Source organism: Ensifer sp. ENS11 (assembly GCF_014851895.1).
GTDB lineage: Bacteria > Pseudomonadota > Alphaproteobacteria > Rhizobiales > Rhizobiaceae > Ensifer > Ensifer canadensis.
In genome coordinates this window covers 1-23,890 of record NZ_JACVAN010000021.1, presented here as the reverse complement: position 1 = coordinate 23,890, position 23,890 = coordinate 1, and the positions used below count along the sequence as shown (strand labels likewise).

Annotated in this window: 18 protein-coding genes and 1 pseudogene; 9 read left to right on the top strand and 10 right to left on the bottom strand. The window is 63.2% G+C overall.

Annotated features, from left to right (window positions below; all coding sequences use genetic code 11):
- Positions 1–78 precede the first annotated feature (78 nt).
- The 3 genes from IB264_RS27785 to IB264_RS27775 all read right to left on the bottom strand — a co-directional run bounded on the left by IB264_RS27785 (position 79) and on the right by IB264_RS27775 (position 5,085).
- Complete coding sequence (locus tag IB264_RS27785; protein ID WP_057224084.1) at positions 79–3,231, bottom strand: efflux RND transporter permease subunit; 3,153 nt, start codon at positions 3,229–3,231, stop codon at positions 79–81.
- A gap of 26 nt (positions 3,232–3,257) precedes the next feature.
- The gene (locus tag IB264_RS27780) at positions 3,258–4,409 is read right to left on the bottom strand and encodes an efflux RND transporter periplasmic adaptor subunit (RefSeq protein ID WP_156612949.1); all 1,152 of its coding nucleotides are present in this window, start codon (positions 4,407–4,409) and stop codon (positions 3,258–3,260) included.
- Positions 4,410–4,476: 67 nt separating this feature from the next.
- Positions 4,477–5,085: a TetR family transcriptional regulator gene (locus IB264_RS27775; protein WP_025428336.1), complete on the bottom strand. Its 609-nt coding sequence runs from the start codon at positions 5,083–5,085 to the stop codon at positions 4,477–4,479.
- A gap of 219 nt (positions 5,086–5,304) precedes the next feature.
- On the opposite strand from IB264_RS27775, the gene IB264_RS27770 reads away from it, so the two are divergent.
- A complete protein-coding gene (locus tag IB264_RS27770; RefSeq protein ID WP_025428335.1) occupies positions 5,305–6,273 on the top strand; it encodes a DUF808 domain-containing protein in 969 nt (322 codons plus the stop codon).
- A 97-nt stretch (positions 6,274–6,370) separates the two neighbouring features.
- On the opposite strand, the gene IB264_RS27765 is transcribed toward IB264_RS27770, so the two are convergent.
- Positions 6,371–7,132, bottom strand: coding sequence for a L,D-transpeptidase (locus IB264_RS27765; protein WP_038577748.1), 762 nt, complete (start codon positions 7,130–7,132; stop codon positions 6,371–6,373).
- A 108-nt stretch (positions 7,133–7,240) separates the two neighbouring features.
- Between IB264_RS27765 and IB264_RS27760 the strand changes: the two genes are divergently transcribed.
- Positions 7,241–7,903 carry a response regulator transcription factor gene (locus tag IB264_RS27760; RefSeq protein WP_057207531.1) on the top strand — a complete coding sequence of 221 codons (663 nt, stop codon included), beginning with the start codon at positions 7,241–7,243 and terminating at the stop codon, positions 7,901–7,903.
- Entirely contained in the window at positions 7,903–9,258 is a 1,356-nt protein-coding gene (locus IB264_RS27755) for an ATP-binding protein (RefSeq protein ID WP_057207530.1), read from the top strand. Before IB264_RS27760 ends, IB264_RS27755 begins: the two co-directional genes overlap by 1 nt.
- A 288-nt stretch (positions 9,259–9,546) precedes the next feature.
- Here the strand turns inward: IB264_RS27755 and IB264_RS27750 are convergent, their stop codons facing one another.
- Entirely contained in the window at positions 9,547–10,509 is a 963-nt protein-coding gene (locus tag IB264_RS27750) for a LysR family transcriptional regulator (RefSeq protein WP_057224015.1), read from the bottom strand.
- Positions 10,510–10,617: 108 nt separating this feature from the next.
- Here IB264_RS27750 and IB264_RS27745 point away from each other — a divergent pair, with 108 nt between their 5' ends.
- The 3 genes from IB264_RS27745 to ade all read left to right on the top strand — a co-directional run bounded on the left by IB264_RS27745 (position 10,618) and on the right by ade (position 15,746).
- Complete coding sequence (locus IB264_RS27745) at positions 10,618–12,420, top strand: adenine deaminase (protein ID WP_057207529.1); 1,803 nt, start codon at positions 10,618–10,620, stop codon at positions 12,418–12,420.
- Between the two features lie 59 nt (positions 12,421–12,479).
- A complete protein-coding gene (locus IB264_RS27740; protein ID WP_082523592.1) occupies positions 12,480–13,883 on the top strand; it encodes an NCS2 family permease in 1,404 nt (467 codons plus the stop codon).
- Positions 13,884–13,955: 72 nt separating this feature from the next.
- Positions 13,956–15,746 carry an adenine deaminase gene (gene ade, locus IB264_RS27735; protein ID WP_057207528.1) on the top strand — a complete coding sequence of 597 codons (1,791 nt, stop codon included), beginning with the start codon at positions 13,956–13,958 and terminating at the stop codon, positions 15,744–15,746.
- Positions 15,747–15,817: 71 nt separating this feature from the next.
- Here ade and IB264_RS27730 read toward each other — a convergent pair whose 3' ends face one another.
- From IB264_RS27730 to IB264_RS27720, 3 genes are all read right to left on the bottom strand, one after another.
- Positions 15,818–16,951 (bottom strand): serine hydrolase, encoded by a 1,134-nt coding sequence (locus IB264_RS27730; protein WP_225906401.1) that lies wholly within the window; start codon positions 16,949–16,951, stop codon positions 15,818–15,820.
- 5 nt (positions 16,952–16,956) lie between these two features.
- Positions 16,957–18,555 (bottom strand): ABC transporter substrate-binding protein, encoded by a 1,599-nt coding sequence (locus tag IB264_RS27725; protein WP_057207527.1) that lies wholly within the window; start codon positions 18,553–18,555, stop codon positions 16,957–16,959.
- Between the two features lie 90 nt (positions 18,556–18,645).
- Positions 18,646–19,809, bottom strand: a complete 1,164-nt coding sequence (locus tag IB264_RS27720; RefSeq protein WP_234907948.1) for an FAD-binding oxidoreductase — start codon at positions 19,807–19,809, stop codon at positions 18,646–18,648.
- 116 nt (positions 19,810–19,925) lie between these two features.
- Between IB264_RS27720 and IB264_RS27715 the strand changes: the two genes are divergently transcribed.
- From IB264_RS27715 to IB264_RS27705, 3 genes are all read left to right on the top strand, one after another.
- The gene (locus IB264_RS27715) at positions 19,926–20,549 is read left to right on the top strand and encodes a helix-turn-helix domain-containing protein (protein ID WP_025428323.1); all 624 of its coding nucleotides are present in this window, start codon (positions 19,926–19,928) and stop codon (positions 20,547–20,549) included.
- A gap of 235 nt (positions 20,550–20,784) precedes the next feature.
- Positions 20,785–21,462, top strand: a complete 678-nt coding sequence (locus IB264_RS27710) for a FadR/GntR family transcriptional regulator (protein WP_025428322.1) — start codon at positions 20,785–20,787, stop codon at positions 21,460–21,462.
- Positions 21,459–22,769, top strand: coding sequence for an MFS transporter (locus IB264_RS27705; RefSeq protein WP_025428321.1), 1,311 nt, complete (start codon positions 21,459–21,461; stop codon positions 22,767–22,769). The genes IB264_RS27710 and IB264_RS27705 overlap by 4 nt, the downstream gene beginning before the upstream one ends.
- A gap of 34 nt (positions 22,770–22,803) precedes the next feature.
- Here IB264_RS27705 and IB264_RS27700 read toward each other — a convergent pair whose 3' ends face one another.
- Both IB264_RS27700 and IB264_RS27695 read right to left on the bottom strand, forming a co-directional pair.
- Positions 22,804–23,733 (bottom strand): electron transfer flavoprotein subunit alpha/FixB family protein, encoded by a 930-nt coding sequence (locus tag IB264_RS27700; RefSeq protein WP_192434420.1) that lies wholly within the window; start codon positions 23,731–23,733, stop codon positions 22,804–22,806.
- A 23-nt stretch (positions 23,734–23,756) separates the two neighbouring features.
- Positions 23,757–23,890: pseudogene (locus IB264_RS27695) on the bottom strand (electron transfer flavoprotein subunit beta/FixA family protein); the annotation flags it as partial.

The following is a 23,890-nucleotide window of genomic DNA, read 5'->3' as shown; positions in this document are numbered from 1 at the left end:
CAATCGCGCGACCGCCTTCAATCGATAGAGCGCTCCGGGGGCGCCGAGCTGGTAGCTGCTATGGCGGCGCCGTCAGCGCTACTCGGCAGCAACCGCAGGCGGATAGATCATCGGCGCCGCAGGCTCGGCCTTGCCCGCTTCAACGGATTCCGGTTCTGATGTCTGCTTCTTCGGCTCCCGGCCGAAGAAGAGCGCGTAACCGGCCGGCAGCACCAGAATTGTCAGAACGGTGGCGACAAGGATGCCGCCCATCATCGCATAGGCCAAGGGCCCCCAGAAGACGCCGCGCGAGATCGGGATCAGCGCCAGAACCGCGGTCAGTGCCGTCAGCGTGATCGGACGGAACCTGCGCACGGCCGAGCCGATGATAGCTTCGGAGCGATCCATGCCCGCGGCAATGTCCTGATCGATCTGGTCCACCAGGATGATCGAGTTGCGCATGATGATGCCGAGCAACGCGATAACCCCGAGGATGGCGACGAAGCCGAAGGGGGCGCCGCTGATCAGCAGCGCCGCCGCCGCCCCGATTATGCCGAGCGGACCGGTTGCCAGAACCAGCATCGCCTTGCCGAAATGCTGCAGCTGGACCATCAAGAGCACGACGATGACCGCCAGCATGATCGGCGCCTTGGCGGCGATCGAACCCTGGCTTTCGGCCGCGTCTTCGGCGCCGCCCTGGATGCTGATGCTGTATCCGGGCGAAAGACCATCGCGCAGCGTCTGCATGTCGCCATACATCTTCAACGCCACATCGTTCGGCTGCACGCCGTCGGGCAAGGTGCCGCGAACGGTAATCGTCGGCAGCCGGTCCCTGCGCCATTCGATGCCTTGCTCGAGCACGGGCACGACCTTGGCCACCTGAGACAACGGAACGAAGCTGCCGAAATCGGTCGGGATGTAGACGGATTCCACCGACGAGAGCAGCGCACGGGTCGCATCCGGCTCACGGGCGACGATCGAGACCGTCTCCTCGCCATCACGGAAGTTGTCGAGCGGCACGCCGGACATGGTGGCCTGCAGCATCTGCCGGACGCGCTGCGAGGTGACGCCGAGCGCACGGGCGCGATCCTGGTCGATGACCAGCTTCATTGCCGTCACCGGCTCCAGCCAATCGTCGTGCACGGCACCGAGCTGCGGGTTTTCGGCGAACTTCGCCTTCACCTGATCGGCGATGCGGCGCACCTCCTGGCGATCCGGCCCCATGACGCGCATCTGTACCGGCCAGCCGGTCGGCGGGCCGAGGAAAAGGCGATCGACCTTGGAGCGGATCGACGGGAAATCCTCGGCAAGGATCTTGCGCAGCTTGACGATCAGCCGTTCGCGCGCCGGCTCGTCATTGGCCATGACGAGGAGCTGGGCGAAGTTCGGATTGCGCAATTGCTGGTCGAGCGGCAGGAAGAAGCGCGGCGCGCCCTCGCCGATATAGGTCGCGATGAAGCGTTTGTCCGCATCGTCGATCATCCGCGCTTCGAGCGCCTTGGCCTCACTTTCGACTTGCTTGATGCTGGTGCCTTCCGGCAGCCAGAGATCGACGAGGATTTCCGGACGGGAGGATTGCGGGAAGAAGTTCTTGGGTATGAACTGGAACGCCCACAGGCTGACGAAGAAGGCGACAAGCGTCATCGACAGCACGATGATGCGATGGTGAACCGCCCAGGAGACCGTCGAGCGCAGCCGCCGATAGAAGCGAGTGTCGAAGACATCGTGATGGCCGCCGGCATGGGAGCGCTGCTTCAGGATCATGTTGCCGAGCCAGGGCGTGAAGTAGACGGCGACGAACCACGAGACCACCAGCGCGATGCCGACGACGTAGAACAGCGAGCGGACATATTCGCCCGCCGTCGAGGCGGCAAAACCGACCGGGATGAAGCCGGCGGTGGTAATCAGCGTGCCCGTTAGCATCGGGAAGGCCGTCGAAGAATAGGCGAAGCTTGCTGCCTCGACCTTGATCAGCCCCTCCTCCAGCTTGCGCTCCATCATCTCGACAACAATCATCGCGTCATCGACCAGGAGCCCGAGAGCGATGATCAGCGCCCCGAGCGAGATGCGCTGCAGGTCAATGCCAAGCTCGTACATGATGGCAAAGGTCGCCGCCAGCACCAGCGGAATGGTGATGGCGATCACCAGGCCGGAGCGCCAGCCGATCGACAGGAACGAGACAACAAGCACGATCACCAGCGCCTCGCCGAGTGCCTTCATGAATTCCCCAACGGCCTCCTTGACCACTTCCGGCTGGTTGGAGATCTGATCGACGACCATGCCGTAGGGCAAGGCCGCCTCGAAACGCTGATAGGTCTCTTCGACGGCCGTACCGACATCGGTCACCTTGAAGCCCTTGGCCATCACCACGCCGATCTGCACGCTGTCCTGACCGTTGAAGCGGAACTTGCGAGAATAGGGATCCTCCAGGCCCGAGGAGACGGTGGCGATATCGCCGAGGCGGGTGACCTGCCCACCGGCCGTCAGGCTGAGGTTGCGCAGATCCTCGACCTTGTCGAGGCCGCCCTCGACGGAAATGCGCACGGAGCGCGAACCGGTATCGACCGAACCTGCGGGATCGACATTGTTCTGACCGGCGATGGTATTCCTGAGGTCGTTGAGCGTCAGCCCGCGCGCAGCCAACACCTTGGAAGAAACGTCGATATAGATCTTTTCGGGTTGATCGCCGAGGATCACCGCCTTCTCGACGCCGGGTGTCGTCAGCAGCATGTCGCGCGCCTGGATCGCGAACTTCTTCAGTTCGGGATAGCTGTAACCGTCGCCGCTCAATGAATGCAGCGTGATGAAGGTGTCGCCGAACTCGTCGTTGAAATAGGGCCCGTGCAGCCCTTCCGGCAGCTCACTGGCGATATCACCGACTTTCTTGCGGACCTGATAGAACGCGTCGGCCACCTGCTGGGCATTCGTGTCACCCTCGACCTGCAGGGTGATGATCGCGCTTCCGGCGCGGGTATAGGAGCGCACGAAATCGAGATGCGGGGTTTCCTGCAGCTTGCGCTCGATCTTGTTGACGACCTGATCCTCCATCTCCTGGATCGAGGCGCCCGGCCAGAAAGCCTGCACGACCATGACGCGGAAGGTGAAGTCCGGATCTTCCTTCTGCCCCATCCGCATCAAACCGAGCGCGCCGGTGATGATGATCAGGCCGAACAGGAACCGCGCGATACTGGGATGGGCGATCGCCCAGCGCGAAAGATTGAAAGGCCGTTTTTCTTCTGACGGTAGGGACATCGGCATCATTCCGCGGTTGGGTTGGTTCAGCGCACGATTTCGGCGGCTGCGGTCTTGTCGGTCGCGGCGGACTGGCGGGCGATATCGCCCGATATCGCAACCTTCAGGTCTTCGGTCATGAACTGCGTGCCGGCGGCAACGATCAGATCGCCGCGCTTCAGCCCGTCGACCACGCGCACGCCCTCGCCGGTAAAGTCGGCAACGGTGATCGTCCTGCTCTTCACGGTCTCGCTGTCACGGTCGACGACCCACACCGTTGTTTCACCGTCCTTCTGAGCCAAAGCGCTCAAGGGCACGGACATGTGGCGCTCGGCGTCATCAGCCGAAGCCAGGATGGTTGCGGTCATGCCGAGCAGAATGCGCGGATCGTTGGGCAGACTGACGCGCACGGCAAAAGTTCGCGACGGCTGTTCGGCACTGCCCGCGACCTCGCGCACCTTGCCGTCGAGGATCAGGCCCTGATCGGACCAGAAGCCGGCCTTTACCGCCATGCCCGGTTTGAAATTGGCGACATCGACTTCCGGGACGGCGATGAGCACTTCCTTCTCGCCGTCGACGGCGACGGTGGCGACAGGCGTGCCGGAGCCGACCACCTGTCCGACATCGGCAGCAATTGCAGCGACGATGCCGCTACGGTCAGCAACCAGTTCGGTATAGGTCACCTGGTTCTTCGCCTGGGACAGCGCCGAGCTTGCGGCATCGCGCGTTGCCACGGCCTGGTTATGGCTGAGTGTTGCCTGGTCGAGCTGCGCCTGGGAGGCGACTTTCCGGGCAAAGAGTTGTTCGGCGCGTGCGCGAACCAATGCGGTCGTCTCGACCTGGCGCTCGGCGGCCTCAAGGTTCGCGGCCGCACTCTTGACTGAAAGATCATAGTCCGTCGCATCGATGCGGGCGAGCGGATCGCCGGACTTCACCCGGTCGCCGACATTCACCAGGCGCTGGGTGATCTTGCCGTTGATGCGAAAGCCGAGGTTCATTTCCGTTCGGGCACGCACGACACCGGAATAGTTCATCTGCCGCGCTTGTCCGGCATCGCTGATCTCGACCACCTTGACCGGCCGCAAGACCGGCTTGGCTTCCTCCTGCTCCTGCGAGCAGGCTGCCAGCACCAGGGACATCGCGGCAAGAAGAGCCATCCTTGCGCTCAACGCGAAACGGCTACGGGTTTGAACGGGCATAGACATTTCCGCACTCCTCGGCGGCATCAGCCACACGGTACACATCGGGGGCCGCTACCCGGCCTGGTCAGTTTTTCAGTGCCTTGATCGCAAATTCGATCAGTTCATCCGGCGTCGCCCGATTTTCCTTCGAGAGACATTGAGCCACCATCTGCGGGTGGCAGAGGATCACGGTCGCGGCGCCGAAACATCTGGAGGCCGCGTCGGCGTCCTGCTCGGGGAATTCGCCCGCAAGAATACCTTCGCGGATCACATCGGCGACAAGGGCATGCAGACGATCGATGTGCTTGTCGATCACGTGCCAGTCGCGTTCCATCGCGATGACGACCATCTCATGCACCTTCTGGTCGTCGAGCATGACCTCCACCGTCATTTGATGCTGTGCGCGGATATATTGCCGCAAGCGCTCGGTCGCGCTCAGCGGCTGCCGGCAGATGTCCAGAGCCTGCTGATAGCTGGCAGCCAGCATGCGGCCGCAGATCGCCTGATGGATCTCCGCCTTCGAAGCGAAGAAACGGTAGATATTGGCGGGCGACATGCCGAGATCGCGGGCGATGTCGGCCACATTGGTCTTCGAATAGCCGAAATGCCGAAACAGCCGCTCGGCCGCATCCAGGATCCGCGAGACGTTTTCCTGACGCGTCGCGTCCAGCTGGCTGTCGATGCTGTCATCCATGTAAGTCCGCTTTCGATTTACGACTGACGATTTTCATATTTCGTCAGTCGTAAATCGAAAGCGTTCCTACGTCAACCGAAACGAGCCACTTTTCGCCTCACGTTATGGTGTCCGCTCGCCAGAGAATTTGCATGTCGTTGACTCGGCACGCGGCGGTGGTTACTGCCGAATCCTGGAGCACCCGCCCCATGGAATTTCAGCGCAAAGGGTTCGCGTTCAATGGCTACTGGTCTCATCGCCCTGCTCGACGACGTTGCCGCCATCGCCAAAATGGCGGCCGCCTCGCTTGACGACGTCGCCGCACAGACCGCAAAGGCCGGCGCAAAAGCAGCAGGCGTGGTCATCGACGACGCAGCCGTGACGCCGCGCTACGTCGTCGGGCTGACACCGGAACGCGAACTGCCGATCATCGGCCGCATTGCGCTCGGCTCGCTCAAGAACAAGATCCTGTTCCTGTTGCCCGGTGCACTGCTGCTCGGCTACTTCGCCCCCTGGGCGATCACCCCGCTGTTGATGCTGGGCGGCATCTACCTCTGCTACGAGGGCGCCGAGAAACTTTATGGCGTCTTCTTTCCGCACGCGGCCCATGAGCACGAAACCGCCGTGCTCGGAGAAAAGACCGATCCCGTCGCGCTTGAAAACGAGAAGGTCGCCGGCGCCGTGCGCACCGATTTCATCCTGTCGGCCGAGATCATGGCGCTCACGCTCTCAACCGTCGCCGATGCCAGCATCTATATGCAGGGCGTGGTGCTTGCCGCGGTCGGCATCGCCATTACGCTTGCCGTCTATGGCGTCGTCGGCCTGATCGTCAAAGCCGACGATGCGGGCGTCGCGCTGGCCAAGACCTCCGTATCGGCGCTACGCGCCATCGGCCGCGGCCTGGTCGTCGGCATGCCGATCTTTCTGAAGGTTCTCGCCGCCATCGGCACTGCGGCGATGCTCTGGGTCGGCGGCAGCATTCTCGTCCACGGCCTTGCCCAGATGGGATATGCCGGCCCGGAACACATCATCCACGACATCTCCGAAGCCGTGGTCCACGCGCTCCCAGTTGCCCCGGGTCTGATCGGCTGGATTGCCACGTCGGCGCAGCAGGCCCTGCTGGCGATCGTCGTCGGCGCTGCAACCATCGCCGTCATGGGCAACATCGTCGCGCCGATCTGGGGACGACTGAGACCTGCGAGCCACTGACCTCGCATCATTGGCGCCGCCACGCTCTGGCCCTGCCCGGGCCAGAGACATGCATGTTCCCTAATCGGTCGATATTGACCGACCGGACAAGCCGCGATCAGCTCGTGGCGAGATGCGCCTTCGACGGATCGGGAATGACGACGATCGGGCTACCGTCTCGGACCTGAGCGTGCAGATAGACCACATCCTGGTTGAGCATGCGGATGCACCCGGACGAGACGGCCTTGCCGATCGACCGTGCCTCGGGACTGCCATGGATGCGGTAGAGCGTGTCCTTGCCGTCCTTATGGATATAGAGCGCCCGCGCGCCCAAAGGGTTCTTCAGGCCCGGCCCCATGCCGCCGTTCTTGATGCTGTAGGGCTCGAGCCTCGGCTGCCGCGCCACCATTTCGTCGGGCGGCGTCCAGCGCGGCCATTTCCGTTTATAGGCGACCACCGCCCGCCCGGACCAGGCAAAACCCTCGCGGCCGACACCGATGCCATAGCGCATGGCGCGCTGGCCGGGCAACACGTGGTAGAGGTGTTTCGCCGGCGTATCGACGATGATCGTGCCCGGCCGCTCCTGTGTCGGATAGTCGACTTCCTGGCGCCAGAACTTCGGATCGACCTGGGAGACATCGACCGCGGGAATGGGAAATTGCTCATCCGGCATCGCGTAGTACATCGGCGGAACGGTGCCCTTGGGCGGCGGCGTCATCTCGACCACCGTCGGCTTCGGTGTCGGGCGCGCGGTTGCTGCACAACCTGAAAGCAGGATGGCCGTCGCGCCAACGAAAAGGCTGCGGCGCGTCAGCGAGCCGCCGGATCGCAAATAGGTTCTGGCTGATGGTAACGGGTTCAGTTCATCTATATCGGACATTCATCGACTCGGGGCTTGTTACGATGACGCCCAAAGGAATGCGCTACCTTAAGGCTGCCTTAAGGGAGGTGCTAAACAACCGCCGTCGGTTAATTCGTGGAGACCTAAGTGCGGGTACTGATTGTCGAAGACGATGACATTTTGCGCGACGGGCTGAAGGTCGGCTTGGCGCTCGCCGGTTTTACCACCGATGCCGTCGCCACCCGGGAGAGCGCCGACGCGGCGCTGGCCGCAGGCAAGTTCGACGCCGTCGTCCTCGATCTAATGCTGCCGGACGGCTCCGGTGCGGACGTGCTGAAAAAACTGCGCGACGCACGCAACGACACGCCGGTCCTGCTCTTGACCGCTCGCGACACGGTCGCCGATCGCGTCAGCGGGCTGGACATGGGCGCCGACGACTATCTCGGTAAACCCTTTGACCTCGATGAGGTGGCAGCACGGTTGCGCGCGCTCGCGCGCCGATCCGCCGGTCGATCGACCGCCTTCATCGAATGGTCGACGATCCGGCTCGATCCAGCCCGGCAATCGGTGGAAAAGGCAGGCGCGCCGGTCCGGCTCTCGCGTCGGGAATATTCCATCCTGCATGCGCTGATGTCGCAGCCGGGCGCGATCTTTTCGAAGGCGACGCTGGAGGACAAGCTTTACGGCTGGCAGGAAGAGGTCGAAAGCAACGCGGTCGAGGTGCATATCCATCACCTGCGCAACAAGCTCGGCCCTGGCCTGATCGAAACCGTCAGGGGCATCGGCTACCGGCTCGGCAGCAACATCTGATGCGATCGATCCGCGCACGCCTCTTCTTCATATTGCTCGTCACCACCGGGCTCATGTGGCTTTCGGCCACCCTGTGGATCTTCTTCAGCACCCGCGCCGAGGTCGAGCAGGTGCTCGACGCCCGACTGATGGAGGCGGCGAAGATGGTCAGCTCGCTTGTGGTCAACCAGGAGATCGACCCGGATAAGCCGGCGCAGACGAAGGCAAAGATCCCGGTGCTCGAGCACCCGCATTACGACCGGCAGCTTTCTTGCCAGATCTGGTCGCTGGACGGCACCCTGATCGGCAAGTCGGAAAGCGCGCCGGAGACGACGCTGTCGGCGCATGCGACCGGCCTTTCCGAGACGGTGATCAATGGCGAAACCTGGCGGGTCTACGCGGTCGAGAATGCCGAGCTTGGCGTGCGCGTGCTCGTCGGCGACAACCTGCGCATCCGCGACAGGCTGGTCAACGACGTCGTCAAAGGCCTGCTCTTTCCGGCCCTCCTGATCATACCGCTGCTGGCGACCCTGATCTGGCTGAGCGTCGGGCGTGGTCTGGCACCGCTCAGAAAACTGGCGGGCGATCTTGCCGCCCGCGACGCCTCGGACCTGCACCCGATCAAGGAGACCGCAACACCGAGCGAGATCAGTCCCGTGCTTCGCGCATTGAACGGTCTCTTCGGCCGCGTCGCCGGCGCACGTCAGCGCGAGCAGAATTTTATCGCCTTTGCCGCCCATGAACTTAGAACGCCGCTTGCCGGGCTGAAAACCCAGGCTCAGGTGGCGCTGGCGAGCAACGATGCCGAAATCCGCGAAAAGGCTCTCGGCCAGATTGTTGCTGGTGTTGACCGCACCGGACGGCTCGTCCGGCAGTTGCTCGACATCGCGTCGGTCGAAGCGTCGGAAACGGCGCGCACTGTGGCCGAGGTCAATCCCGGCGAGATGCTGGTTTCGCTCAGGAGCGAACTGCTTGGCCATGCCGGCAGTGCCGCGACGGTTGTCGTCGACCCCAGTCTTTGCAAGCTGCAGGTCAGGACCAATTCGGATCTGCTGCGACTTGCCGCCCGCAATCTGATGGAAAATGCGCTCCATCACTCGCCGGCCGGCGGAACGATCCTCTGCTGGCTTGAAAGCGACGACGGAACGACCACGATTGCGATCGATGACGATGGCCCGGGCATTCCGCCGGAGGAGATGCCCCACGTCACCGAGCGTTTCTTCCGCGGACGCTTCAAGGCCGCGATCGGCAGCGGCCTCGGCCTGAGCATCGCCGAACTCGCGCTCGATCACGCGGGCGCCGCGTTGGTTTTGCGAAACAAGGTCGGGGGTGGATTGTCCGCCAGGATCGTCCTGCCCAAACACCTCATCGCGTGAGCATAGTCGGCGCACGTCGCGTGATATTGGTGCGTTCAGAATTCTGCAACGAGTCGTAAGCGAGCCATTATGGACAAGCGCATTGAAGCCTTCCTCGCCGATATTCGCGACCGCGGCGACACACAGTTCGCGATTGTTTCGCGGCTGCGCGAGATCGCATTGGCGTCCGGGGCGGGCATTTCGGAAGAGATCAAATATGGCGGCCTGCTGTTTTCCGCCGCGCGACCGTTCTGCGGCATATTTCCGTATTCGGCCCATGTCACCCTGGAATTCAGCGAGGGCGCCGCGTCAGCGGATCGCACGATTCGACGGCATGCTGACTTTCTCCACGTAGTAGCGCGGAATGCCTGTGCGCTCCCGGTCGCGATAAAAGTCGATGCAGAATTCGACAAAGGCCCTGAAGCGCTTCGACACGTGCCGCCGGCGCGAATAGATCAGGTTGATCGCCGTTTTCGGCGAACTCCATTCGGCCAGAACAGGCTGAAGCAAACCCGCTTGCCGCTCCGTCTCCACGAAGAATTCCGGCAGATAGGCGATGCCCTCGCCGGCAACCGCGAAATACTTGATCGTCCAATAGTCGTTGGTGGTGCAGGTTGCCGCCGGCAGCAGATCGATCTCGGCATCGCCGTCGCGCGTCAGATACCAGGATTGCAGGCGTGTCTGCTGGCGAAAGACGAGCCCGCGATGGCCGGCGAGGTCGTCGGGCTTAAGCGGTGCGCCGTGCCGGGCGATGTATTCGGGGCTCGCAACGAGACCGTAAGATGAGACCGAGAGCCGGCGACTGATGTAGTCGACATCTGATGGTTCGCCCCAGTGAAAGATGCCGTCGAGCGCCTGCTCGGTGACCTCGGAGAACGGTTGCCGCGAGCTCAGAAAAACGACGTCGAGATTGACCTGCGGATATTGCTGGCGAAATGCGTAGAGCAGTTCGGATGTGATCGTCGTGCCGAATTCGCCGGTCGAGCCGACGCGCAGCGTGCCCGCTACCTCCTGCCGCATCTCGGCCATCGCCGTTGCCGCATCCTCGCAATTCGACTGGATGAGCCGGGCATAACGCAGGAACTCCGCTCCGGCGTCGGTCACATGCAGCTGATGCCCCTCGCGCACGAAGAGTTCGATGCCGAACTCGTCCTCCAGCTGCCGGATCTTGTGGCTGAGGGTCGATTTCGGCAGCCGATACAGGCGGGAAGCCGCTGAAATCGAACGGGAATCGGCAACTTTCACGAAGCAGTCGAGAAGCGAGAGATCCATTTTTCGTCCAAAATCCTGTACGATATGTCCGATAAATACGCCATTTCGGCCCATTGTACAAACGAAACCAAACTGGGAATATTCGGCGACGCTAAGGGAGAGGTTTCAGTGAGCAATATCAGAGAATTCATCCGGGCAGCCTCGGGCACCGGCAACAAGGCCACTTTGGCGATCCGCGGCGGCAGGCTCGTCAACGTCGTATCGGAAGAAATCTACCAGGCCGATGTCGCGATCTACGGCGAGCGGATCATCGCCGTCGGCGACATCTCCGTTTATGTCGGGCCGGAAACGAAGATCGTCGACGCCACGGGCAAATACCTGGCGCCCGGCATGATCGACGGCCATCTGCATGTCGAATGCTCGAAGATGTCGCTAACGAGCTTCGCCAAGGCGGTCGTCCCGCTCGGCACCACGTCGATCGTCACCGGGCTTGACCAGATCATCGTCGTCGGCGGGCCGGCGGCGGCGCGTGAATTCCTCGACGAGGCCAAGCAGACACCACTCAAGGTCTTCTGGGGCGCGCCCTGCAAGACGCCGTACACCATGCCGCGTTCGACCGTCGGGCACTATTTCAGTCCTGCCGATCACCAGGCCACCCATCACTGGCCGGAATGCGTCGGCATTTGGGAAACCGTGCGCGAGTTCATCCAGGAGGAAGACCCCGACGTGCTGGCGGCGCTCGAGCTTGCCGAAAAGAGCCGGCTCCCGGTGCTCGGCTGCTGCCCGATGACGCGCGGAGCGCGCCTCAACGGCTACCAGCAGTCCGGCGTGCGCGCCGACCACGAAAGCTATTCGCCGGAGGAAATGCTCGAAAAGCTCAGGGCCGGCATGCATGTCGTCGTGCGCGAATCCTCGATCTCCCACTTCCTCTCCGACAATCTGCGCATCGTCACCGAAATGGGCGTCAAGGCCTTGCGCCGCATCAGCTTCTGCACCGATGACGTCGTTGCCAGCGACATTCTCAAGCGCGGCCATCTCGACAATATGGTGCGCATGGCGATCGCCATGGGAATCTCGCCGATGGCGGCGATCCAGATGGCAACGATCAACGGCGCCGATGCCCTTCGCATCGACGACAAGGTCGGCTCAATCTCGCCGGGTCGCGCCGCCGACATCCTGCTCGTCAACGACCTGCGCGAGTTCAGGATCGATGCCGTCATCGCCAAGGGTGAGGAAGTCGCGCGTGACGGCCGCATGGCCATCGAACTGGTGCCGCCGCCGCGCAGCGCCGCGCTATTGACTTCGATGAAGGTCGCGCCGCTCGAACTCGACGATCTGAAGCTGCGTTATGACGGCCCCGGCGACAGCGCCGCTGCCATGGCGATCGCCGTCACGCCGGAAAAGATCTTCGTGCGCACCCGCCGCGATGTCACCCTGCCAGTCAAGTACGGATGCGTGCTCGCCGACCCGGCAAAGGACATCCAATATGTCACCGTGGTCGAGCGCTACGGCAAGACGAAAAACCGACCCGTCGCCTTCACCTCCGGCTTCGGATTGCGCGAAGGCGCAATCGCCAGTTCGACCGCGCCCGACGACAACAACATCATCTGCATCGGCGCCGACCCGGAAGACATGCGGGTCGCCATCAACCACCTGATCGCCAACCATGGCGGCCAGGTGGTGGTCAAGGACGGCAAGGTCGTCTCCTTCCTGCATCTGCCGATCGGCGGCATCGTCTCCGATATCGAACCATCGGAAATGGCGGCGCTGGAGGAGGAACTGGACGATGCGGCGCGCGGGCTCGGCTGCACCCTGCCATGGCCGTTCATGTACATGTTCGTGCTTCAAATCACCGCGATCCCGGAATATGCCATCACCGATCTCGGGGTCGTCGATTGCGTCCGGCTCAAGGTGATCTCGCCGCTCGCCGGGAACGGCGGCGAGGAAGCGCGCGCCGCAGCAGCAGAGTAAAGCCTTGGAAGGGGTCGGCATCGCCGGCCCCTTCCTCATTTCAAAAAAAGGGGAACAAAATGAACTACCAACCCAAGGGCGTTGAGCCGGCGTCAGGCCAGGCACAAGCCTCCTGGCTCGCCAGCCTGCTTGACCGCTACTTCCAGATTTCCAAATTCGGCTCGACCATTCGAACCGAAATCCTCGCCGGGCTGACCACCTTTCTCGCCGCCTCCTACGTGATCGTCGTCAACCCTTCGATCCTGTCCCACGCCGGCATTCCGTTTTCGGCCGGCGTAACGGCGACCGTACTCGTCAGCTTCATCGGCAGCTGCGCCATGGGGCTCTATGCGCGAAGCCCGATCCTGGTGGCGCCGGGCATGGGCATCAATGCGCTGTTTGCCTATACGATGGTTGTCGGCGCCAAGGTACCGCTGGAAATCGCGCTGGGCTGCGTCTTCTGGGCCGGCGTGCTCTTCACCGTCATGGCCTTCTTCAACCTGCGCCAGACGATCATCGAGGCGATCCCGGTCGACCTGCGTTATGGCATCGCCTGCGGCATCGGTCTGTTCATCGCACTGATCGGCTTCGAGAATGCCAAGTTCATCATCGCCAATCCGGATACGATCGTCGGGCTGACGACGTTCAACCCCGTAACCCTCACCTTCATTGCCGGCTTCATCCTGACGGTCGCGCTGGTGGTCCGCAAAGTTCCCGGCGCGATGATGGCCGGCATGATCCTCACCACCATCCTCTCCATCCCGATCGGCCGCTGGTGGGGCGACGGCAGCGCGTTTTCGCCGGATACGCCTGATGTGCATACACTGGTCAATTGGAGCGGCTTTTCCGCGGCACCGGATTTCAGCTTCATCGGCCAGATCGACCTCGTCGGCGCCTTGAGCCTGATCTACCTGCCGTTCATCTTCGTCTTCCTGTTCACCAATTTCATCGAGGCACTCTCGACCTTCCTCGGCCTTGCCGAAGCGGCTGACCTCAAGGACGAGCAGGGATTGCCGCGCAACATCAAGCAATCCATGCATGTCGACGCCGTCGCTGCGCTGATCTCCGCACCGCTCGGCACCAGCCCCGCCACCGTCTATCTGGAATCGGGCGCTGGCATTGCGCAGGGCGGCCGTACCGGGCTTGTCGCCCTTGTCGCCGGCCTGCTGTTCGTGCCGTTCCTGTTCCTGTCGCCGCTGTTGTCGCTCGTTCCGGCCGTGGCAACCGCGCCCGTTCTGATCCTCACCGGCCTCTTCATGTCCGAGCCGATGAGCAAGATCCGCTGGACCGACATCGACGAAGCGATCCCGGCGTTCCTTGCCATCGTGCTGATCCCGCTGACATTCTCGATCACGCTCGGGCTGTCGCTCGCAATCATTGCCTATGTGCTGATCAAGCTGGTCTGCGGGCGGGCGGGCGATGTAAAACCGGTCATGTGGTTCGTCGCCCTCTTGGCGGCAGCGCTCATCGCCCAGACCCAGTAAACCTGTCGGCGCCTCCTTTTTACTCAGACGTCAAAGGGGGCGCCGACATCGTCTCCATTGAAGGAAACTGTCATGCTCCAATCCTGGTCGAGGACCGCACCCGAGCTCGTCGACGTCGCCATGGGCCGTGCGCCGGCGGACCTCGTCATCCGCAACGGCAAATGGGTCAACGTCTATTCCGGCGAGATCATTCCGCACACCGACATCGCGGTCAAAGCCGGCCGCTTCGCCTATGTCGGGGCCGACGCCAGCCATACGATCGGTGAAGGCACCAAGGTCGTCGACGCTGCCGGGCGTTATCTCGTGCCGGGGCTCTGCGACGCGCATATGCATGTCGAAAGCGGTCTCGTCACCGTCACCGAATTTGCGCGCGCCGTCATCCCGCACGGCACGACGACGATGTTCATCGACCCGCACGAGATCGCCAACGTGCTCGGCCTGGCCGGCGTGCGGCTGATGAACGACGAGGCGCAAAGCCTGCCGATCAATGTCTACGTGCAGGTGCCGAGCTGCGTGCCGAGCGCGCCCGGGCTCGAGACGGCGGGTGCTGAACTCTCGGCCACGGACGTGGCCGAAGCGTTGAGCTGGCCGAACATCATCGGGCTTGGCGAGATGATGAACTTTCCTGGTGTCGCCTTTAACGATCCCAAGATGGTCGCAGAAATCGCGGCAACCCAGGATGCGCGGCTGACCGTCGGCGGACACTATGCTTCGCCGCATCTCGGCCGGGAGTTTCACGCCTACGCCGCTGGCGGCCCGGCCGACGATCATGAAGGAACGACCGTCGAGGACGCGATTGCCCGCGTCAGACAGGGCATGCGTGCGATGTTGCGGCTCGGCTCAGCCTGGTTCGACGTTGCCGCCCAGGTCAAGGCGATCACTGAAGCCGGCGTCGATCCGCGCAACTTCCTGCTCTGCACCGACGACAGCCACTCCGGCACGCTGGTCCACGACGGCCACATGAACCGGGTGGTTCGCCACGCCATCGCCCAAGGGCTGAAGCCGATCACCGCCATCCAGATGGCCACGCTCAACACCGCCCAGCATTTCGGCGTCGAGCGGGAACTCGGCTCGATCGCACCAGGACGACGGGCCGACCTGATCATCACGTCGGACCTTGCTGCCCTGCCGATCGAGATGGTGTTTGCCCGCGGCGAACTGCTGGCAGATTCCGGCGCCTTGGTGCGCGATATCCCGCCCTTCGTTTATCCGGAAAGCGCCCGCAACACCGTGCACCTCGGCAAGACGCTCAAGGCCGGAGATTTCGACATCGGGCTTAACAGCACCGCGACCCGCGCGCGGGTCCGGGTGATCGGCGTCGTCGAGAACCAGGCGCCGACGCGTGCGCTTGAAGCCGAGCTTTCGGCGGCGGGCGGCATCATCGAGATGGATCGCGCCCAGGACGTCTGCCAGATCGCGCTGGTGGAGCGTCATCGCGGCACCGGCGACGTCGTCAATGCCTTCGTCTCCGGCTTCGGCTATGACAGCGATTGCGCGGTTGCAAGCACCGTGGCCCACGACAGCCACCACATGATCGTCGTCGGCACCAACAAGGACGACATGGCGAAAGCCGCGAACCGGCTGCACGAGGTCGGCGGCGGCATCGTGGTGATCAAGCACGGCAAGGAGCTTGCACTGGTTGAACTGCCGGTCGCGGGGCTGATGTCGGATCAGCGTGCCGAGATCGTGGCGGACAAGGCCGCGGCACTAGTCGAAGCGATGCGCGTCTGCGGCTGCCGGCTGAACAACGCCTACATGCAGCATTCGCTGCTGGCGCTCGTCGTCATTCCCGAACTGCGCATCTCCGACAAGGGGCTGATCGACGTCCGGACCTTCGAAAAGGTCGACGTCCTCATTTCATAACAATGCTGTCAAAACGCTCGACCGCCCGAACGGGCGGTCGAGCTGATTTCGAGACGTGATCGCCAGCGGGCTTAGCTGTCCATGATGATGCCGATTGCCTGATCGAGCACTTGATGCAGACCGCTGGCGTAAAAGGACATCCGGTAGCCCGAGCCCACATTGCTGGTCATGGCGATTGTCAGACCCGATTTCGGCTCGTGCTGCATCACGGTAACATAGCCGGGGATGCTGCCCTGGTGGCCATAGACGAGCCGATCCGCGTAGCTGCTCTGGAACAGCCCCGCCCCGGTCTCGCGCATCCGCGTACCGGGAAAGCTAACGGCGACACGGCTTTCGCTCATCTCCCGGAACATTCCGTCCGCCAGCAACTTGCCGCCAAACAGCGCCCGAATGAAGGCGATCATGTCGCCGGGCGTCGAGACCATGTCGCCGCAGCCATAGGCCGCCGTGAACGGAAACGAATCCGATGAATCCTGCAGCGCGTCGGAATAGGGCAGGACGCCGTCCATGCGCCACATCTCGGCTCCGGCAGCGATGCCCGCCCCTGCATCCGCAGCCGGTGGCGGTCGGTGGTAGTAGCCGCGCACCATGCGCTCTTCCGGGAAGCTCTCGGTCGAAGGCGACCAGGTGTTTTCGAGCCCGAGCGGTTCGAGCACCTGATGGCGGACATAATCGCCGAGCGACTTTCCGGTGACCTCTTCGATCAACATGCCGGCAAGCACATAGCCGGTGTTGTTGTAGACGGCCGGACCGCCGGGCGCCGACTGAGTGCCGACCCGAAACGCGAGATCGACGAGTTCGGCCGGCGTCCAGATGCGGTCCGGGGTCATCGGTATGTCGTACTCGAATTCCGGCAACCCGCCGCGATGGTTGACGAGTTGGCGCACCGAAATGGCAGCGGCACCGGGAAGGTCCGGGAACCAGTGCGAGATCGGCGCGCCAAGCTCCACCACACCGCTTTCCGCCAGCTTCATCAGGGCGGCAACGGTAAACGTCTTGGTGCAACTGCCGATCTTGAACAGTTGCGTTGGCGAAACCGGTATCCCCCGCGCCCGGTCGGAAAGTCCCGAGGTCAAGGTGACGGTCTCGCCATCGCCCTGTGAAAAGGCCAGGGAGGCGCCGACGGCACCATCGTTGATGTAGCCTTGAAGCAGTCGGCTTAGATCGGCAAGCGTGACGCCGCCGCTCATTGTCATCTCGTCCATCCGGCTTACTCCGCGATATCGACGTTGGCGAAGTTCTGGCGGCCGAAGGCGTCGAGAACGTAATTTTTCACGCTCTTGCGCACAGGGATCGACACGACGGAATGGGCGATCGGCGCAACAGGCACTTCCGCCTTGAGGATGGCCTGCGCCTTGCCGTAAAGCGCTGCCCGTTCCTTGGGATCGGCGGCGACGCGCGCATCCTGAAGCAACTTTTCAAAGTCGGCGTTGCACCAGCGCGCCCGGTTGGAGCCGCCCTTCACGCCGTCGCAGCTAAGCAGATAGCTCAGCATATTATCCGGATCACCGTTGTCGCTGCTGCCGCCGAGCAGGAAGGCGTCATGCTCGCCCTTGGCGGTGCGGGTCAGATACTCGGCCCACTCGAAGCTGACGATCTCGGTTTTCACGCCGATGGCATTCCAGTCGGCCTGGATCATCTCTGCCATACGGCGGGCGTTCGGGTTGTAGGGCCGCGACACCGGCATCGCCCAGAGCGCGATCGACAGGTCGCCCTCGTGGCCGGCTTCCTTCAAAAGCGCCTTGGCGCCTTCCGGATCGTAGTCGATGCCCGCGTCCTTGGCCGCACCGAGCTGTGCAGGCGGCACCACGCTGCCGGCAACGCTGCCTGCACCCTGATACACGGCTTCCACGATCGCCTGCCGGTTGACCGCCTTGGCGAGCGCCAGGCGGATACGCGCATCACCGAGCGGCTTGTGTTCGACGTTGAAGCCGAGAACGCCGATATTCTGGCCTTCGAGGTTATAGACCGTCACCTCGGGGTCGTTCTTGAGATCGGCGACGGCTCCGGGCGGTGGTGGCGCCGCCACCTGGCACTCGTTCGCCTTCAGCCGGGCGACCCGCACGGTGGGCTCCGGTGTGATCGCAAAGACGAGGGTATCGATCTTCGGCGCACCGTTCCAATAGTCCTTGTTGGCCGCATAGCGAATCTGGCTGTCCTGCGCATAGGCCTCAAGGATGAACGGCCCTGTGCCGACGGGCGCCTGGTCGATCAGCTCCGGGGTGCCGGCTGCGACCATCTTCTCGGTCTGCTCCAGCGAGAGAATGGAGAGGTAGTCGAGCGCAATGCTGGGCAGGAAGGTGACGTTTGCCGACGTCAGTGTGAAGCGCACGGTATGATCGTCCAGCTTTTCGATCTTCTCGATCAACGGCCCAAGCCCAAGCGCGCTGAAGTATTCGTATGAGGCGTTCGAGAGCTTGTGGTACGGATTGTCGGCGTTGCGCTGGCGGTCAAAGGTGTAGAGCACGTCGTCGGCGTTGAATTCGCGTGTCGGCGTAAACTGCGCGTTGGTGTGGAACTTGACGCCATGGCGCAGATGGAAGGTGTAGACCTTGCCGTCTTCGGACACATCCCAGCTCTCGGCGAGCGCCGGCCCGACTTCCGTCGTCCCCGGCTTGAATTCCACCAGCCGGTTGAAAATCGGCTTGGCCGCGGCATCCATAGTCGAATCCGCCGTTCCGATCATCGGGTTGAAGGTCTCGGGGCTCGCCTCCGAGCAGTAGACCAGCGTCTTCGCATAGGCCTGCCCGCCCATGAGGATTGTCGATGCGACGAGCGCGGTGCGCAGAATCAGACGTGTGGATTTCATAGCAAACGCTCCTGGTTGCCTTTGTGTTGACGTCGTAGCGGGGTTCTCCTAACCGCATCGACGACGTTTCGATCTTGATGGTCTATCCGGTCATGGGCCGGCCGGGGAAAGCGACGGGGTGTGCGCCGCCGCCATAAATCGGACGGGTGCCAGCGCACCGAACTCGACGCCGAGGGAGGCGACATCCGCAGGCATCGCGGCATCGCGCAGCAGCGCCGAGGCGATCCGCGCCAGGGTCAGCGACACCTGGAAACCATAACCGCCCTGGCCGCCGAGCCAGAAGAAGCCCGGCAGGCGCGGATCGAAGCCGACGACAGGCGTGCGGTCCGGCGAGAAGGTGCGCAATCCGGCCCATGGCCTTTGCGGGCGGCCGATGCGAAGTTCGGTCGCCTGCTCGATCCGGTCGACCGCGATGGCGACGTCAATATCTTCGGGATAGGCGTCGCAGGGCGGTGAATCCGTTTCATCCGCCAGCGAGCCGATCAGCTTTCCGGCATCCGGCTTGAAATAGAAACGCTCATGCAGATCGACGGCGAGCGGCCATGTGCGCGCGTCGAGCCCCGCGGGCGGGTCGAACATGAAGGCGGTGCGCCGTTTGGGCGAGAACCCGAGCCCCGCCAGCCCTGCCCGCTCGGCGATCACATCGACCCAGGCGCCCGCCGCGTTGACGACCATATCGCCTTCGTAGGAGCCGGCCGAAGTCACCACTTGAAAGCGGCCGGAAATACGGGAGATCTGCAGCACTTCCTCGCCCGAAATGACAGTCCCGCCAAGCGCCTTCAGAGCGGCGGCCGCGGCATGGACCATCTTGCCGGTGTCGATATCGAGAGCGCCGGGCTCGTAGACGCCGCCGCACGTGGTATCGGCACGAATGACGGGAATAAGCACGCTGACTTCGTCTGCCGAAAGCCGCCGGACGCTGGGCACGAGCGCCTGGTACTTCTGCGCCAGTTCATCGACCATCGCATCGTCGTCGCACCCACCGAAATGCAAGGCGCCGCGCACATGCTCGGCAAAGCCGCCATCGACGATGGCCGGCCGGCTGGCAATGGAGAGCGCTCTGACCACCGTGTTGCCGTAGGTCTCGGCAAAAAGCGCCGCCGAGCGGCCGCTTGCGTGATAGCCGAGATGCGCCTCCCGCTCGATGAGGACGACCGATGCCCATTCTTGGACGGCAGCCGCAACCGACAGGCCGGCGATACCGCCGCCAATGACAATCACTTTGGGAGAAGAGGATCCTGAGCGCATAGCCATTGGTAAATTCATTTTCCGATACGGTCAATATTTAGCGTATCGGAAAATTCTTGGCGCTTGTTGCGAGGCGGCCAGAGTTGAACTAGCTAGGTAGATCTCGTTTGCCGGAGAGAACCATGTCGGAACAGCCAAACCTCGGCGATTGCCTGCGGAACCTGAGGAAACATCACGGCTGGACCCTTCAGGACGTCAGCCACCTGACCGGCGTTGCCGTCTCGACCTTGTCCAAGGTGGAGAACGACCAGATGTCGCTGACCTATGACAAGCTGCTGCAGATCTGCGCCGGCCTCGGCGTGCATGTCACCGAATTGCTCAGTGGCGACAGCAAGCAGCCCGCCGCCCGCACGCGCCGCTCGGTAACCTCGGCCACGACGACGCTGCGGCAGCTGACCCGCAATTACGACTACCACTACCTTGCAACCGATCTGGTGAGGAAACGCATGGTGCCGATCCTCGCCCATGCCCGCGCGCGCACGCTTGCAGAGTTCGGTCCGCTGACCCCTCATGCCGGCGAAGAATTCCTGATCGTGCTCAAGGGCGAGATCGAGCTGCATACGGATCAATATGCGCCGGTGCGACTGAAAGCCGGCGAAAGCGTCTATATCGACTCGACGATGGGCCACGCTTATCTCTCGGTCGGCGAAGGCGACGCGGAAATGCTGTGCGTCTGCTCCGGCGACGAGCCGGATATGGAAAAGACGTTGCTCAGCATCACCGACGGCCAGACCACCGATCATTGATCGGCTTCCGTCGAGGATTTAGTCGAAGGAAGTATTTTATCGCTTTGTTCTGTCGACTCCCGATGGAACGCGACAGCCCCACCTCGCGGAGATGCGCGGTCGCCCGACAACAGCCCTCCACCGACCAGCGTCGCCGCGCATTCGGCCGATGTCGCCCCGATTCCACCACAACCAATTGACAGCGACTAAACTCAGACGTATTCGTTAGGTCATCTGATGACTTGATGAGTTTATCATGCAGCCCGTCAATCGAACCAATCTGGCCGACAGTGCGGCCGAAAGCCTGCGCGCCGAGATCGTCAGCGGCCGCTGGGGCGTCGGCGACCGCATCCCGAACGAAACTCTATTGACCGAGCTGTTGTCCGTCAGCCGGGGCACGGTGCGCGAGGCCGTGCGTGTGCTGGTCTCGCAGGGTCTGCTCGACACCCGCCAGGGCTCCGGCACCTATGTGCGCTCGACGGTCGATCCGGCAGGCGCGCTCGACCGTGTCAAACGCGCCGGTCTGCGCGACCAATGGGAGGCGCGCGCCGCCCTCGATGTCGAGGCGGCAAGGCTTGCGGCGATCCGCCATACACCCGCCGACCTCGAACGCATGACCCGGCTGCTGAAGGCTCGCGGCACAGTTGCCGATGGCGGCTACGAGGCCTTCGGCCATCGCGACATCGCCTTTCACAAATCCATCGTCGAAGCCTCCGGCAACCGCGCCATCGTCGGGCTCTACGATTTCTTCACCTCATCGATCCTCGAAACCATTCACTCGACGCTGAAGGGCGACGTGCCGGAACCCGACGAACAGGCCCATGCGGCGATCGTCGCGGCGATCGCCACCGGCGATCCGGACCGCGCCGCGTCCGCCGTTCGCGCCTTCATGGCGCCGGTGCTTCGCGAACTCGACAGGCTTCTTTCGCAATGAACCAGACTTTCCGTGATCCCAATTCCTCGGCCCATCAGGTCGCAGCCATCAACGGTCTCGAAGACCAGCTCATCGACGCCGAAGCCGACAGCGTACCCGAGCCTCAGCCGCCGGTGTTGCCGCGGGGAGCGGCGCGTTTCGTCCTCGGCGCCAGCCTCGTGCTGATCGCCTTCAACCTGCGACCGCTGTTTTCCAGCCTCTCGGTGTTGCTGCCGGAGGTGATGCGCGATACCGGCTTAACGACTGCCGGCGCCAGCCTGCTGACGACGCTGCCGGTGCTCTGCCTCGGCCTGTTTGCGCCGCTGGCACCAAAGCTGGCACAGCGCTTCGGTGCCGAACGCACCCTGCTTGGCGCCTTGGCTCTGCTCGCGCTCGGGACAGTGCTGCGCGGTTTCGGCCCCGTACCGGTGCTCTTCCTGTCGACATTCGCCGCCGGGGCGGCGATCGCCATCGGCAACGTGCTGCTCCCGGGCCTCGTCAAGCGCGACTTTGCCGACAAGGCGGCGATCATGACCGGGCTTTATACAATGGCGCTCTGCGCCGGCGCGGCCGGTGCCGCCGGCCTGACCCTGCCGCTCGAACACGGTGTTACCGGCTCGTGGTCCGGTGCACTCGCCATCTGGGCGCTTCCCGCCTTCATCGTGCTGTTGATCTGGATGCCGCAGGCGCTTGGCAGCAAGGCGCAGGTCAGACACACCGGCTTTCGTGTCGTCGGCCTTTGGCGCGACCGGCTGGCCTGGCAGGTAACGCTGTTCATGGGGCTGCAGTCGGCTCTGGCCTACTGCATCTTCGGCTGGCTCGCCCCCATTCTCAGGGAGCGCGGCTTCGACCCGGCAACGGCAGGCGTCATCGTTTCGGTCTCGATCATGACCCAGGTCGTCACCTGCCTGCTGGTTCCCTCCTTTGCCATCAGGCGCAAGGACCAGCGTGGCATCAATGTCGCGCTGATCGCAGCCGCAGTGATCGCGCTCCTCGGCATTCTGTTCGCGCCGCCGTCGACGGTGATCTTCTGGGCCATTCTCCAGGGCTTCGGCCAGGGCGGGCTGATCGCTGTGGCGATGACGCTCATCGTCTTGCGCTCGCCCGATTCCCATGTCGCCGCCCATCTCTCGGGCATGGCACAAGGCGTCGGCTATGTGCTCGCCGCCATCGGCCCGTTGCTCGTCGGCCTGATCCGCGACTGGACCGGCAGCTTCGACGCAGCCGCGATCCTGTTCGTGACGCTCGGCCTCGGCGCGGCGATCATGGGTTTTGGCGCCGGTCGGGCGCTGCATGTCGGCGCACGCACGATCAGGATCGACGGCTGAACGTCAACGTTCAGCCGTCGTCTCTGAAGTCTCATCAGGATGCCCGTTCCATCTCCGGCAGGGCTTCGAACAGGTCGGCGACGAGGCCGTAGTCGGCAACCTGGAAGATCGGCGCCTCCTCGTCCTTGTTGATGGCGACGATGACCTTCGAGTCCTTCATGCCGGCCAGATGCTGGATCGCACCGGAGATGCCGCAGGCAATGTAGAGATCGGGGGCGACCACCTTGCCGGTCTGGCCGACCTGCCAGTCGTTTGGGGCATATCCGGCGTCGACCGCCGCGCGCGATGCACCGACGGCTGCACCGAGCTTGTCGGCAACCGGCAGGATCACTTCCTTGAATTTTTCCGACGAGCCGAGTGCACGGCCACCCGAGATGATGATCTTGGCCGAGGTCAGCTCCGGACGATCCGACGACGACAGCGCGTCGGCAACGAAGCTCGACAGACCCGGATTGGCCGCAGCCGCGATCGTCTCGACCGAAGCCGAGCCACCTTCGGAGGCCGAGGCGAACGAGGCGGTGCGCACGGTGATGACCTTTTTCGCTTCCGTCGTCTGCACCGTCTGGATGGCGTTGCCGGCATAGATCGGACGCTTGAAGGTATCGGACGAGACCACCTCGGTGATTTCCGAAACCTGGGCAACATCGAGAAGCGCTGCAACCCGCGGCAGGACGTTCTTGCCGACCGAAGTGGCAGCGGCCAGGATGGTGTCGTAATTGCCCGACAGCGAAACGATCAGCGCCGCCAAGGGTTCGGCCAGATTGTTGGCAAGGCTTGCATCCTCGGCCACCAGCACCTTGGCAACGCCGGAAAGCTTGGCCGCCTGGTCGGCGGCCGCCTTGGCACCGGCACCGGCCACCAGCACATGCACGTCGCCGCCAATTTTGGCGGCCGCCGTCAGCGCCTTTGCGGTCTGGTCGGAAAGGTGGCTGCCGTCGTGGTCAGCCAGAAGCAGAATAGCCATGATGAAATCTCCCTTTCCTGAACTTACAATACGCCGGCTTCGGTCTTGAGCTTTTCGACCAGTTCGGCCACCGACTTGACCTTGATGCCGGCCTTGCGGCCTTCCGGCTCCTCGGTCTTCAGCACCTTCAGCCGCGCGGTCGTGTCGACACCGAAGT

What these genes read in the sequence shown, in the direction of transcription:
- IB264_RS27715 (WP_025428323.1), top strand. Translation starts at nt 19,926, where the DNA reads ATGTCGGAACAGCCAAACCTCGGCGATTGCCTGCGGAACCTGAGGAAA.
- IB264_RS27700 (WP_192434420.1), bottom strand. Translation starts at nt 23,733, where the DNA reads ATGGCTATTCTGCTTCTGGCTGACCACGACGGCAGCCACCTTTCCGAC.
- IB264_RS27750 (WP_057224015.1), bottom strand. Translation starts at nt 10,509, where the DNA reads ATGGATCTCTCGCTTCTCGACTGCTTCGTGAAAGTTGCCGATTCCCGT.
- IB264_RS27710 (WP_025428322.1), top strand. Translation starts at nt 20,785, where the DNA reads ATGCAGCCCGTCAATCGAACCAATCTGGCCGACAGTGCGGCCGAAAGC.
- IB264_RS27775 (WP_025428336.1), bottom strand. Translation starts at nt 5,085, where the DNA reads ATGGATGACAGCATCGACAGCCAGCTGGACGCGACGCGTCAGGAAAAC.
- IB264_RS27740 (WP_082523592.1), top strand. Translation starts at nt 12,480, where the DNA reads ATGAACTACCAACCCAAGGGCGTTGAGCCGGCGTCAGGCCAGGCACAA.
- IB264_RS27765 (WP_038577748.1), bottom strand. Translation starts at nt 7,132, where the DNA reads ATGTCCGATATAGATGAACTGAACCCGTTACCATCAGCCAGAACCTAT.
- IB264_RS27780 (WP_156612949.1), bottom strand. Translation starts at nt 4,409, where the DNA reads ATGCCCGTTCAAACCCGTAGCCGTTTCGCGTTGAGCGCAAGGATGGCT.
- ade (WP_057207528.1), top strand. Translation starts at nt 13,956, where the DNA reads ATGCTCCAATCCTGGTCGAGGACCGCACCCGAGCTCGTCGACGTCGCC.
- IB264_RS27770 (WP_025428335.1), top strand. Translation starts at nt 5,305, where the DNA reads ATGGCTACTGGTCTCATCGCCCTGCTCGACGACGTTGCCGCCATCGCC.
- IB264_RS27785 (WP_057224084.1), bottom strand. Translation starts at nt 3,231, where the DNA reads ATGTCCCTACCGTCAGAAGAAAAACGGCCTTTCAATCTTTCGCGCTGG.
- IB264_RS27725 (WP_057207527.1), bottom strand. Translation starts at nt 18,555, where the DNA reads ATGAAATCCACACGTCTGATTCTGCGCACCGCGCTCGTCGCATCGACA.
- IB264_RS27730 (WP_225906401.1), bottom strand. Translation starts at nt 16,951, where the DNA reads ATGGACGAGATGACAATGAGCGGCGGCGTCACGCTTGCCGATCTAAGC.
- IB264_RS27755 (WP_057207530.1), top strand. Translation starts at nt 7,903, where the DNA reads ATGCGATCGATCCGCGCACGCCTCTTCTTCATATTGCTCGTCACCACC.
- IB264_RS27705 (WP_025428321.1), top strand. Translation starts at nt 21,459, where the DNA reads ATGAACCAGACTTTCCGTGATCCCAATTCCTCGGCCCATCAGGTCGCA.
- IB264_RS27720 (WP_234907948.1), bottom strand. Translation starts at nt 19,809, where the DNA reads ATGGCTATGCGCTCAGGATCCTCTTCTCCCAAAGTGATTGTCATTGGC.